This window comes from Stenotrophomonas sp. Marseille-Q5258, from assembly GCF_946900935.1.
Classification (GTDB): domain Bacteria; phylum Pseudomonadota; class Gammaproteobacteria; order Xanthomonadales; family Xanthomonadaceae; genus Stenotrophomonas; species Stenotrophomonas nematodicola.
The window spans coordinates 109,207-122,913 of record NZ_CAMPPN010000013.1; the positions used below are offsets into that span (position 1 = coordinate 109,207).

General features: G+C 69.5%; 2 protein-coding genes. Both read left to right on the forward strand.

Annotation, left to right across the window (positions count from 1 at the left end):
• The first annotated feature begins 36 nt into the window (after nucleotides 1-36).
• Nucleotides 37-12,681, forward strand: coding sequence for a non-ribosomal peptide synthetase (locus OC534_RS10630; protein WP_262071765.1), 12,645 nt, complete (start codon nucleotides 37-39; stop codon nucleotides 12,679-12,681).
• A complete protein-coding gene (locus OC534_RS10635; RefSeq protein ID WP_166473181.1) occupies nucleotides 12,674-13,702 on the forward strand; it encodes a TauD/TfdA family dioxygenase in 1,029 nt (342 codons plus the stop codon). Before OC534_RS10630 ends, OC534_RS10635 begins: the two co-directional genes overlap by 8 nt.
• Nucleotides 13,703-13,707 lie beyond the last annotated feature (5 nt).

The following is a 13,707-nucleotide window of genomic DNA, read 5'->3' on the forward strand; positions in this document are numbered from 1 at the left end:
TCCGTGCCGAAGCAATGGACTTGGAGGCACTACGACATGGATTCGCTGAACGACAGGATCGCCCGTCTCTCTCCCGCCGAACGCGACGCACTGATGCGTGCGCTGCGCCAGCAAGGCACTACGGCGGCACCGGCACCGATCCCGCTGGTGGATCGCAGCCAGTCCGTACATGCCGTCAGTCCGGCCCAGCAGCGCATGTGGATGTTCCAGGAGCGCGGCGGCAATGCGGCGTACAACATGTCGTCGGCGGTCCGCCTGCGTGGTCCCCTTGATCTGCCGGCGCTGCAGTCCGCGCTCGACGACCTGCAGGCGCGTCACGAATCCCTGCGGACCACCTTCGAGCTGGATGGCGTTGCGGTGGTGCAGCGCGTACATCCTGCCGGGGGCCAGGCGCTGACCCAGGTGGATCTGTCACCGCTGACAGCCGCCGATCGCGCCGCGGCGGTGGATGCCCGCTGCGCCGCGCTGAGCCAGCGCGTGTTCGATCTGCAGACCGGGCCCCTGTTCGAAACGCAGCTGCTGCGCGAGGACGCAGAATCGCATGTGCTGCTGGTGAACATGCACCACATCATCTCCGATGGCTGGTCGATGGGTGTCCTGATCGGCGAGCTGAGCCGCCTGTATGCGGCCCATGCGAGCGGGGCGACGGCGGCACTGGACCCGTTGCCGGTGCAGTACGTCGACTACGCGCACTGGCAGCAGGACCAGATGGGCCCTGACCAGGCGCGGCGCCACCTTGCGTACTGGCGCGAGCGTCTTGCCGATGCTCCGCCCCTGCTGGACCTGCCGGGCGACTATCCTCGCCCCGCGACCAAGAGCTTCCAGGCCGCGACGCTGTTCTTCGACCTGGATGCGTCCACGGCCGACGCGGTGGCCGCGCTGGCCCGTCGTTGCTCCGCTACGCCTTTCATGGTGCTGCTTGCGGCATTCGAGGTACTGCTGGGCGTCCACAGCGGGCGCAGCGATATTCTCGTTGCAACTCCCGTGGCCAATCGGGGACGCTCGGAGCTGGCGGGGGTCATCGGCTTCTTCGCCAACACCGTGCTGCTCCGCGATGCGATCGACACGGCACTCAGTTTCACCCAGCTGCTGGAGCAGGTGCGGCACGGCACGCTGCAGGCCTATGCCCACCAGGAGCTGCCGTTCGACCAGGTCGTGGACGCGCTGAATCCGGTGCGGAGCACCGCGCACGCCCCCTTGGCGCAGGTGTTGTTCGCGGTGCAGAACGTGCCCGGCGGGGATCTCGCGCTGGGCGGGCTGGCGATCGAGCCGATCGAGATCGGCCGTGAGGGCAGCGATTTTGATCTGGTGCTGGAACTGCAGCCGCAGACCGCCGGGTACCGTGCGATCCTCACGTACAGCACGGACCTCTACCAGGCCGCGACGATGCGCACCTTCGGTGCCCAGTACGGCGCGCTGCTGAGCGCGCTGGTGCGCGCGCCGGAGGCGCCGGTGGCCGGGACGATCGCGGCGGCACTGCCCCCGCGGTTGCCGTTGCCGGAAGGGGCGGCGGTCGATGCCACCACGATGGCCGCCCTGCAGGCCCGCTGCGCGGACATGCGGCTGGTGGACGCAGACGGCGTCCACGAGGGCCGGGATCTGCTGCAGGCGGCGGTCCCCGCGGCCCGCGCGCTGGCGGGCATCGCCGGCCAGGGGGCGGTGGTCGGTGTGGCGATGGACGATGCGGTGGCAGGCTGGACGGCGGTGCTGGCGTGCTGGCACGCAGGCGTGGTGCCGTTGCTGGTGGACCGGACGTTGCCGGCAGGCGCGCTGCGCGCGCTGCTGGGGCGCCACGGCTGCACCGTCCTCATCCATGACGGAGAGGAACCGGCGTCGCCGCTCGACGCTGACCTGCGCGCGATCGCCTGGCGCGATCTGGTCGCGCCGGACGCCGCCGTCGTCCCGGACGCCATCTGGTCGCCCCGTCTGGATGTACCGGCCCTGCAGGTGGACTGCGAAGGCACCGCACGGGTCTGCTCGCATGACGCGCTGCATGCAGCGGTTCTGCGGCAGGGCCGCTGCTGCGCCTTGGTGCGTGGCGACGACGTGACCCTGTTGCGGCATCCCGGTACGGCAGGATTCGTGCGCGACATGCTGTGGGCAGGCCAGGCGGCGCGCGTGATCCTGCACGCCGGTGGCATGTCGGGCCAAGCGCTGCTCTGCGACGACCGCTGCATCGGCGAGGTGCAGGCGGCGCATCCGGGCCTGCTGCCGCCCATCCTGATCTACGTGGGCGGGGCCACCGATCTGAACCGCCTGCAGGCCAAGGTCGGCGGCGCGCTCGTCCAGCTTCACCATCTCCACGCGCTGACCCCGTCGCCGGCGCATGTAGTCGCGCAGTCGATGGCCGGCGGCAGCGCGTCGCCGGGTCAGGACCGCTGGGAGGCGTGGGATGCCGCGTTGGAGATCTGCGACGCGCAGGGCCGTGGCTGCGCCCCGACCATCGCCGGCAACGTGCGCGTGGCCGGTCCGTCGCCGCTGACGTTGCAGCGACGGGCGCGCTGGCGTCCGGACGGACAGTTGCAGTTGCTGCCGGGGCCGGCCGATGTGGTCCGCCGCGATGGCCATGCGCTCGCACTGGCGGGCATCGAAGCGACGGTGCAGGCGCATGCGATGGTCAAGGATGCGCACGTCGCGCTCCAGCCCACCGCTGACGGCGACCGGCTCGTGGTGTACGTCGTGGTCGCGCGCAGCGAAGCGGTGGCGTCGGTCGCCGAGGCCACCGCGCTGTTGCTGCCGGTGGGCCTCCGTCCGGACATCTGGGTGAGCGTATCGACCATTCCGCTGTGCGCCGACGGTCGGGTCGACCTCGCCGCGCTGAAGATGTGTCCTGCGCTGGCAGACACGGACATGGCGCGGGTAGCGCAGGCGCTGTCCGAGGCGACCGCAGGCGCCGATACGGCCGCAGTGCTGGTGGACACCGAGGTGCAGGCGCGTCGCCACCACCTGGCCGATGCGATTCCGGGCTGGCGTCGCCAGGCCGTGGAGCAGGCCCGGGTCGAGGATGCCGCGGACGCGACACTGCAGGCGGCGACCGCGCCGCAGGCTGACGCGCTGCTCGAGGGCAATGCCCTGCCGTCGGACCTGCCGACCGACCTGGGGGCCGTGCTGCGGCGTGCGGCGGCCGGCGACCGGGGGGTCATCTGCATCGACCGCGACGGCGTGGCCGTGCGCCGCAGCTATGCCCAGGTGCTGGTGGAGGCCGAGAAGGTGCTGGGCGGGTTGAGTCAGGCAGGCGTTGTCCCCGGCGACATCGTGGTGCTTCAGCTGGCCGACAACCTGGACGTCGTGCCGGTGTTCTGGGCCTGCGTGCTCGGCGGACTGGTGCCGGTGCCGCTGGGGGTGCTGCCCAGCTATGACGTGCCCAGTGCCGGACGCGACAAGCTGCTCAATACCTGCCGGCTGCTGCAGCCCAGGGCGGTGGTCGCCAGCGCGGCCCAGTACAGTGGAATCGCCGCGCTGCTGCGTCGCGAAGACGTGCCCGTCGCCGTGCTCGACGGCGCCGTGCTCGCACGCGCGCAGGCACCGGGTCACCTGCACACGCCCGATGCGGATGACGTCGCCCTGCTGCTGCTGACGTCCGGAAGTACCGGCATGCCCAAAGCGGTGCGACAGAGCCACCGGGCGCTGATCGCACGCTCGGCCGCCACAGCGCTGCACAACGGATTCGATGCCGGTGCCGTATCGATGAACTGGATGCCGCTGGACCACGTCGGTGGGCTGGTCATGTTCCACGTGCTCGATACCTGGCTTGCCTGCGAACAGCTTCAGGTCGCCACCGAGTATGTGCTGGAGGCGCCGCTGCGCTGGCTGGACCTGATCCAACAGTACCGCGCAACCGCCACCTGGGCACCCAACTTCGCCTTCGCGCTGGTCAATGAAGCCGTGGACCACGCGCCCGAACGCAGCTGGGACCTGTCCTCGATGCAGTTCATCCTCAATGGCGGCGAAGCGATCGTCAGCAAGAGCGCGCGTGGGTTCCTGCGTCGCCTGCGCGCCTTCGGCCTGCCCGGCACCAGTATGCGCCCCTCCTGGGGCATGTCCGAGACGTGCTCGGGCGTCGTGTTCTCGCGACTGACCCTGGAGGGCAGCCGTGATGACGATCCGTTCGTCGCGGTGGGCGAGCCGATTCCCGGCGTGGCCATCCGCATCGTGGACGCCGACGACCGCGTGCAGCCGATGGGACGGGTCGGACGCCTGCAGATCCGGGGCCCGAATGTCACCAGCGGCTATCTGCACAACGTCGAGGCGACGTCGGAGGCGTTCACCGCCGATGGCTGGTTCAACACCGGCGACCTGGCCACGATCGGTGCGGTGGGGTTGACCATCACCGGTCGCGAGAAGGACGTGATCATCATCAACGGCGCCAACTTCCACAGCCACGAGATCGAACAGGTGGTGGATGAGACCGGCGCCGTGCAGATCTCCTTCACCGCTGCCACCGCGGTGCGCGAGCCGGGCGCGGCGACCGATCGACTGGCGATTTTCTTCGTTCCCGCCGCAGAAGCGGGGGACACCGATGCCGCCATCCGCGCGGTGCGGCAGGCGGTCCTGCGCGGCTGCCAGGTCAATCCGTCCTACATCGTCCCGTTGTCGGTCGACGATGTGCCCAAGACCTCCATCGGCAAGATCCAGCGTGGCCAGCTGGCCGCGCAGCTGATGGCCGGCCAGTTCGACAGCCTGCTGCGCACGCAGGACCTGCTGGCCGGCAATGCCAACACGGTGCCGGCGTGGTTCCACCGACGCACGTGGCGGCCTGCACAGCGTCGCGCGATGGGGGCACGCACGCCTGCTGCGCGGATCGCGTTCGTGGATGATGCGCTGCAGGCGCGCGCGCTGCTGGCAGCGTCGGGCGACACCGTGCCGCTATGGCTGGTGTGGCCGGCCGGTGGCGCGCCTGCCGTGGACATCGTCGCACCGGACGGGGCAACGCCTCGAACCCATGTGGTGCGCCGCGACCGCGCCGAGGATTACCGGGCACTGCTGGATGCCGCGCTTGCCAGCACGGCGGGCGTGCTGCAGCTGCTCTGGTTCTGGCAGGACCCCGTCGATGCGCCGGCGCACGACCCGGTGAGTGAGACCGATGCGGCCCTCGCTCCGGTGCGCACGCTGCTGCGGGTGCTGGCGCAGTGCGCTCCCGCGCAGGACGTGCAGTTCCTGCTCGCACGCGGCGGTGAGGCCGGCGCCACGGCGGCAGATGCCGCGTTGCCGGGCCTGCTGCGCACCGCCGCGCTGGAAGCGAGCTGTCTCGAACCCAGCCTGGTGCACCTTGCCGATGCCGACGCGGAGGGGACCGTCGCGCGGCTTCTGGAAGAAGGCAGTGCCGCCGCGCTCGATCACGAAGTGATGTACCGGCGGTCGCAGCGCCTGCTGCCTCGGTTGTCCGAGCTGGACGTCAGCGCCGCCGATGCGCAGCCGTTGCCGCTGGTCAGGGGCGGAACCTACCTGCTGACCGGTGGCCTGGGGGGTATCGGCCGGTACCTGGCCAACCGGCTGTGCCACGAGTTCGATGCGCAGGTGCTGCTGATCGGGCGCAGCGCTGCCACGCCCGATGGCGATGCACGTGAGCGTGAGCGGGCCCGCGTCCTTGCCGAGCTGCGGTCGCGTGCGCGCGATGGCGCTGTGCTCTATGTCCAGGCCGATGTCACCGACAGCGCTGCCGTGTGCGCCGCCGTGGCCGAGGCCGAGCGGCGGTGGGGACGGGGGCTGGACGGGGTGTTCCACCTGGCGGGCGATCTGGCGGAGGGCGGCAATGTAGCCGCGCACTGGTCGCAGGCCAGCCGCCACGGCCTGGCGGAAGAGACCGAGCAGGCCTACCGTGCCGCACTGACGCCCAAGGTGGGCGGGCTGCATGCCGTGGTGCCGCTGCTGGAGGAACGCCCGTCGCTGCTCTGCGTGGCGTTCTCGTCGGTCAACGCGCTGTACGGCGGTGCGACGTTTGGTGCCTATTCGATGGCCAACGGTGCGTTGGCCGGGTATGCGGAACAGCTGCGCCCGCGCTTCCCCAACACCTACGTCATCGACTGGGCCATGTGGGACGACGTGGGCATGAGCCAGGACAACCCCGGCTATGCACGCGAGGCCTCGCGCGCGATGGGCTACCACGCCATCAGCCTGGAAGAGGGCTGGGTGTCGATGAAGGCCCTGCTGTGCCGGTCGCCAGGACGCTATTCGGTCGGGTTGGACGGTGCCAATCGACACCTGCTGCCCGACATCGAGGGCACGCCGGCCCGACGCCGCGTGCTGGCTGCCTACATCGCGGCGCCTGCGGCCCTCGTCGCACAGGCGACGGATACCTACCGCGATGGGCTGGGGCACCGGCATGTGCTGGATGTGCGGCCGTGCGAGCGCATTCCGCGCCTGCCCGACGGCTCCCTGGACGAGGCCGCGCTGGCCGGCATGGGCGCTACGGGCGCTGCTGAAGGCCATGATCCGCAGCTGCCGCGCAACGCCTGCGAGCGCACGCTGGTGGAGGTGTGGCGGCAGGTGTTGGGGCTGCAGCGGATCGGGGTGCATGAGAACTTCTTCGAGCTGGGGGGCGATTCGGTACTGGGCACGCAGGTGGTGGCACGGGCCAACCAGGCGGGATTGCGCCTGACCTCCCGGCAGCTGTTCGAGCGGCAGACCATCGCCGAACTGGCCGAGGTCGCGGCGCAACCGGACGCACCGGCGATTCTGGCCGAGCAGGGGGTGCTCAGCGGCGACTGTCCGCTGGCACCGATCCAGGCGTGGTTCTTCGCGCAGCCATTTGCGCACCCGCATCATTGGAACCAGTCGTTGCTGCTCAAGGTCAACCGGCCTTCGCTGGACCTGGCGGCAATGCAGGCCGCGCTTACCGCGCTGGTAGAGCACCACGACGCGTTGCGGCTGTGCTATCGGCAGGACGGGGGCCGCTGGCATCAGTCCTACGGTGCTCCGGAGGAGGTGGTGCCGGAGTGGCACGACCTGGGCATGCATGCACCGGAGGCGGCCGCCCAGGCCATGCAGGACCAGGCCGCCGCGATGCAGGGCAGTCTTGTGCTCGAGCGTTCGCCAGCCCTGCGTGCCGCGTGCTTCGACCTGGGACACGGCGAGCTGCGACTGCTGCTGGTGGTCCACCATCTCGTCACTGACGGGGTGTCCTGGCGCATCCTGCTGGAAGACCTGGCCACGCTCTACACCGCGCATGCGGCGGGTACACCGGCCCTGCTGCCGGCCAAGACCAGCGCCTACAAGGCGTGGACCGGGCAACTCCAGCACTACGCCCGCACTGAGCAGGCCAACGAGCAGGCGCGCTACTGGCACGGCATGCCGCTGGCGCCGCTGCCCGTGCCGCTGCTCGACGGTGGCCACAACCGGCATGGTGGACAGGAGCAGTACGAACTGGCGTTGGACGAAGGCGACACCCACTGCCTGCTCCGGGAGGCCGGCGCGGCCTACCGCACCGAGATCAATGATCTGCTGCTGTGCGCCCTGGCGCTGTCTGCCCGTGCGCTGACCGGCCAGCTTCAGCTCAGCCTGACGCTGGAAGGCCACGGACGCGAAGACCTGTTCGACCAGATCGACGTATCGCGGACGGTGGGCTGGTTCACGTCCATGTTCCCGCTCACGCTGGACCTGCCTGCCGCGGGCGACGAAGGGCGTTGCCTGCTGGCGGTGAAGGAGCAGCTGCGCGCGCTTCCGGGCAAGGGACTGGCCTATGGCGTGGTGCGCTACCTCGGGGCGGGTGTGGATGAGGCGCCTGCACCGGCGGTGAGCTTCAACTACCTCGGGCAGTTCGATCAGTCGATGGGGCAGGGCAGCCTGTTCGACCTCGCGCTGGAACACCCTGGGGCCATGCAGGCCCACGACGAGACGCGTACCCATGCGATCGACGTGGTCGCCTTCGTCAAGGACCAGCGGCTGCAGGTGGTGTTCACCTATTGTCCGACGTACGTCCGGAAGGAGGATGTCGCCGCATGGGCCGCGCAGTATGTCCAGGCGCTGCGCGGCCTGGTGGGACACTGCGTGCTGGCATCCAGCGGCGGACTGTCGCCCTCCGATGTACCGCTGCTGGAGGACGGACAGGAGGAACTGGACGCGCTGGTCGCGTCCACCGGGCTGGCCTCGGCCCGCATGATCGAGACGATCTTCCCGGTCACCCCGATCCAGCACGGACTGATCTACCACTCGCTGCTGGCCCCCGGTGAGGGCGTGTATGTATCGCACCTCCGCAACCAGATCAGCGGGCGTCTGGACGCAGTTGCCTTCCAGCAGGCCTGGCAGATCGTGGCAGGGCGCCACGATGTCTACCGCGCCAGCGTGCAGCGCGCAGCGGGTGCGGTACCGGTGATGGTGGTACAGCGCAGCGTCGACCTTCCGTGGGTCTTCCATGACTGGCGGTCGCTGCCGCCGGCCCAGCAGGAGCAGCGCTACCAGGCGCTGCTGCAGGAGGACCGCGAGCGCGGCTTCTGTTTCGAACAGGCGCCGTTGCTGCGGGTCTACCTGCTGCAGTTTGCCGACGATGTCCACCGCTTCGTGCTCAGCGAACACCACGCGGTGTCTGATGGGTGGTCGCGATCGATCGTGCTCGCCGAAGTGCTGGCGTGCTACCAGGCGCTGGTGGCAGGCCGCCGGCCGACGCTGCCCGAACCCCGCCGTTTCGCCGATCACGTGGCGTGGCTGCGCCGCCAGGACCGCACCTCGATGGCCGCGTATTGGCAACGGACCTTCGAGGGACTGTCGCCGCGCCAGCCACTGGCCGGTGGCAGCCTCGCTGCTCCCGCACGCGGAGAGAAGCGTCCGTGCGCCTCGCGCGGCACCCTCGACGGACGGCACACGGCGGCTCTGCAGGCGCTTGCGCGTCGCTGCCAGTTGACGCTCGGCGTGCTGGTGCAGGGCGCCTGGGCGATTCTGCTCGCCCGCTACAGCGGCGACGCGGACGTGGTGTACGGGTGTACCGCCTCGGGGCGGCCGGTGGATCTGCCGGGCGTTGAACGCACGGTCGGACCCTTCATCAACAGTCTGCCGGTGCGGGTGCAGGTCGACGACACGCGGGAACTGCTGCCGTGGCTGGCCGGTCTGCATGCCGCGCAGTCCGAGCGTGAATCGCACGGACACTGCTCGCTCGCCGATATCGTGCAATGGACGGGCCTTGCCGCCGGTACGCCGCTGTTCGACACGCTGGTGGTGTTCGAGAACTATCCTGCGGTCGATGGCGTTCTGGGCGATGGACTGCGGATCGACTGGGCCGACGCGCTGGACCAGACCGAGCTGCCGTTGACATTGATGGTCGAGCCCGGCGAATGCCTGTCGTTCTGCCTGTACCACGATGCACAGCGTTTCGCCCCGGCTGCTGCGACACGGCTGCTCGGCCATCTGGCCCGGCTGCTGCAGTCGATGGCCGAACAACCGGCCTCGGCGCTGGGCGCGCTGCCCATGCTCACCGCAGCCGAGCAGGCGGCCATTGATGGGGAGTGGAACGCCACTGCCACCGATCTGGGGGACCCCGACGCGACCCTGCATGGCCTGTTCGCTGCCCAGCTTGCGCGGACGCCGGATGCCGTGGCGGTCATCGCCGACGACAGGCAGATGACCTACCGACAGGTGCACCAGCACGCGCTTGCCGTGAGCCGGCGGCTTTCCGACGCCGGCGTGCGCCCCGGGCAGCACGTGGCGGTGGTGATGGAGAAGGGCTGGCAGCAGGTGGTCGCGGTGTACGCGGTTCTGTACGCGGGCGCGGCCTACCTGCCGATCGAGTCGTCCTGGCCGGCCGAGCGCCGTGCCTTCCTGGTCGGCCACGGCGAGGCAGCCGCAGTGCTGTCGGTGCCGGGTGTCGCCTGCGGCGATGTGCTGCCCGCGGGCGTGGCACGGCTGGACATCCACGCCGATGATGCGCTGCTGGAGGGGCCGGTGCCCGCACTGCAGGTGGCGACCGATCTGGCGTACACGATCTTCACCTCCGGCTCGACGGGGCAACCCAAGGGCGTGATGATCGATCATCGCGGCGCGGTCAACACCGTCCGCGACATCAATGCGCGCTTCAACGTGGAGGCGCGGGATCGCGTGCTGGCGGTATCGTCGCTGAGCTTCGATCTTTCCGTGTATGACATCTTCGGCCCGCTGGCAGCAGGGGCTGCGGTGGTGATGCCTGCCGCGTCCGCGCAGCAGGATCCGGCCGCCTGGACGCAGCTGCTGCAGGCCCACGGGGTGACGCTGTGGAATTCCGTGCCGGCGCTGCTGCAGCTGCTGGTGGACGAGCTGGAGCGGCAGGACCGCTGTCTGCCCGGCAGCCTGCGGCTGGCGATGCTGAGCGGCGACTGGATACCGCTGTCGTTGCCGCAGCGCTACCGGGCGCGCTTCCCCGGCGGCGCGATCGTGTCGATGGGCGGGGCCACCGAGGCGTCGATCTGGTCCATTCTCTATCCCATCGGCGAGGTCGACCCGTCCTGGCCCAGCATTCCGTACGGCAAGGCACTGGCCAACCAGCGCTTCTACGTGCTCGATGCAAGGCTGGCGCCTTGCCCGATCGGCATCGAGGGCGACCTGTTCATCGGCGGCGTCGGCCTGGCTCTCGGCTACTGGCGCGACCCGGTGAAGACCGCCGCCAGCTTCATTGTCCATCCCGGCACGGGGGAGCGCCTCTATCGCACCGGCGACAGGGGGCGCTACCTGGACGACGGCAACATCGAGTTCCTGGGGCGCGCCGACTTCCAGGTGAAGGTCAACGGTTATCGCATTGAACTGGGCGAGATCGAAGCAACGCTGCAGCAGCAGCCGGGCGTTGGCGATGCGCTGGTGGTCGTCCGCGAGGACACGCCGGGCGAACGCCGGCTGGTGGCCTACGTGCGGCCCTCGGAGACCGGCGGACCGGTGGCGGCCACGCTGCGGGAGGCACTCGCCGAGCGCCTGCCGCATTACATGGTGCCGTGGCATTACGTGACGCTCGCGGCCTTCCCCTTGTCGGCCAACGGCAAGGTGGATCGCAAGCAGTTGCCGCTGCCGGACGGGCAGGCGGCGACGCTGCCGGTGGCGCCCGGTACCCTGTCGGCCAGCGAGGAGCTGCTGCTCGGCATCTGGAGTGAAGTGCTGGACCGGCCGGTCGTGGACCGCGACAGCAACTTCTTCGAGATGGGCGGGCACTCGCTGTTGACCGCCCAGGTCGTGGTCCGCGCGCGGGAGGCGTTCTCCATTGATCTGCCGGTGCGCGCGCTGTTCGAGTCGCCCACGGTGGCTGGATTGGCATCCCGCATCGATGCGCAGCGGTCTGCAGGCATCTCCCGTCGAGCGCCGTCGGGGCCGGTCGCCGACGATGGCGCGCTGTCCTATGCGCAGCGTGGTCTGTGGTTCCTGGACCGTCTCCAGGGCCAGGACGCGACCTACAACATCACCACCGCGCTGCGCCTTGACGGGGTGCTCGACGAGGAGCGCCTGCGCGACTGCCTCGCGCACCTGGTGGAGCGCCACGCCGCCCTGCGCACGCGCTTTGTCGACGACGCCGGCGTTCCGCGGCGGGTGGTGGATGAGGGCATGGCGGACGCGATGCGGCTGATCGCCTGCGACGCGGAGGCGCTGGAGGCCATCGCGCGTGAAGAGGCCGCAGCGCCGTTCGACCTCGCGGCCGGGCCGGTGCACCGGTTCACCTTGGTGCGGATCGGGCCGGTGCAGCATGTGCTGCTGCTCAGCGTGCATCACATTGCCGCCGATGGCTGGTCGATGGCGCTGCTGCTGCGCGAGCTGGCGGCACTCTATGCAGGCGGTACCGACGGCGCCCGGTTGCCGCCGTTGCGGCTGGGCTACGCCGATCACGTCGCGCGCGAACGCGCGCTGCAGATGGAGGGTGTCACCGGGACGCAGCTGGACTACTGGCGTACCCGGTTGGCCGGCCTGCCCGCGCTGCTGCCGATCCGCACCGACCTGCCGCGGCCGGCCGTGCAGAGCTTCCGGGGCGCCACAGTGGACCTGCGCATCGCCGGCGCCGTGCGGGATCGCGTTGTCGCGCAGTGCAACAAGCAGGGCATCACGTTGTACATGTACCTGCTCGCGGCGCTGGATGTGGTGCTTGCGCACGCCAGTGGCAGCCGCGATATCGCGGTGGGAGCGACCGTGGCCAACCGCGCCGAGCGGGACCTGGAAGCGGTGTTCGGCCTGTTCGCCAACCAGGTGGTCATGCGCGTGGATCTTGCTGGTGATCCCACCTTCGAGGCACTGCTCCGGCGCGCACGTCAGACCGCCCTGGATGCGTATGCGCATCAGGACGCGCCCTTCGACCAGGTGGTGGACGCGGTGGGCCATCCCCGCACGCTGGCCCACACCCCGCTGTTCCAGGTGAAGCTGGTGCTGCAGAACGTCCCGATCCAGCAGGAGGCGATGCCCGGCCTGATGGTCGAGCCGGTGGGTGTGGACGCCGGCTCGTCCAAGTTCGACCTGCAGTTCACCATCGAGGAGGTGGAAGGCGAACTGCGTGGCAGCCTGAGTTTCAACACCGACGTATTCACCCGCGCCACCGCTGAGCGCCTGTCGGCACAGTTCGCGCACCTGCTCGACGTCTCCAGTGCAGCACCCACGCAGACCGTGGAAGCGCTGATCGAGGCACTGGCACGGATCGAGGACGCCGCGCAGGCGCGCCAGGCGGCATCGTTGCAGGAAGCATCCCACGGCATGCTGGCGCGCAGTCGTCGGCGCAACGCCATCATCAACGAAGGAGTCGTCGACCATGAGTGAGATCGAATCGCCGTCCTCGCTGTCCCTGTTGCGCCAGCGCAGCGGGCGGCGCCAGGTGCCGGTGTCGGGCAACCTGGTGGAGGAGCTGGACTTCGCCGACGGGCATCCGATACCTCGGCGCCTGCAGGCGAACGCCGGGGCGCAGATCGATCCCGTGGCCTGGACCCGCACCCATCGCGCGCAGTTGCGCGAGTGCCTGCTGCGGCACGGCGCCTTGCTGTACCGCAACATGGGCATCGACGATGTGGCCGTGTTCAAAGGCGTGGTGGATGCGCTGGGCGGCGGCGAACGGCTGACCTACGAGAACCGCTCGACGCCGCGCACGCAGCTGGACGACCGCATCTACACCTCCACCGAGTATCCCGCCGAGTACGCCATTCCGCTGCACAACGAGAACTCGTACACGCATGCGTGGCCGGGCGTCATCTATTTCCATGCGCAGCAGCCGAGCGCCGAAGGCGGTGAGACGCCGATCGCCGACAGCAGGAAAGTGTATGCGTCGCTCGATCCGGCGCTTCGCGAGCGCCTCGAACGGCGAAAAATAATGTATGTTCGCAACTACGGTGAACTGGACCTGTCTTGGCAGGAAGTGTTTCAGACTGAATCGCGCAGCGAGGTCGAAACATTCTGTGCCCAGGCGGGCATCGGGTTCTCGTGGCGGGAAGGGGAACGGCTTCGCACCTGGCAGGTATGCCAGGCGTCTGCAACACACCCACTGACCGGCGAGAAGGTCTGGTTCAACCAGGCCCACCTGTTCCATGTGTCTTCCTTGCCGGAAGACCAGGGGGCGATGCTGCTGGCTGCATGCGGAAGGGACAACCTTCCCCGGCATGCGTGCTACGGCGATGGGGGGGAAATAGAGGACAGCGTGCTGGAAGAGATCCGTGGCTGCTATGAACGCCATGCGATCCGCTTCCCCTGGCAGAGTGGTGACCTGCTGGTGTTGGACAACATGCTGTTCGCGCACGGTCGCATGCCGTTTCGCGGCCCCAGGAGGATTCTGGTGGCCATGACGGACTGAACCGT

Excerpts from the sequence above, each read along its gene's own strand:
- OC534_RS10630 (WP_262071765.1), top strand. The coding sequence starts at position 37 with ATGGATTCGCTGAACGACAGGATCGCCCGTCTCTCTCCCGCCGAACGC.
- OC534_RS10635 (WP_166473181.1), top strand. The coding sequence starts at position 12,674 with ATGAGTGAGATCGAATCGCCGTCCTCGCTGTCCCTGTTGCGCCAGCGC.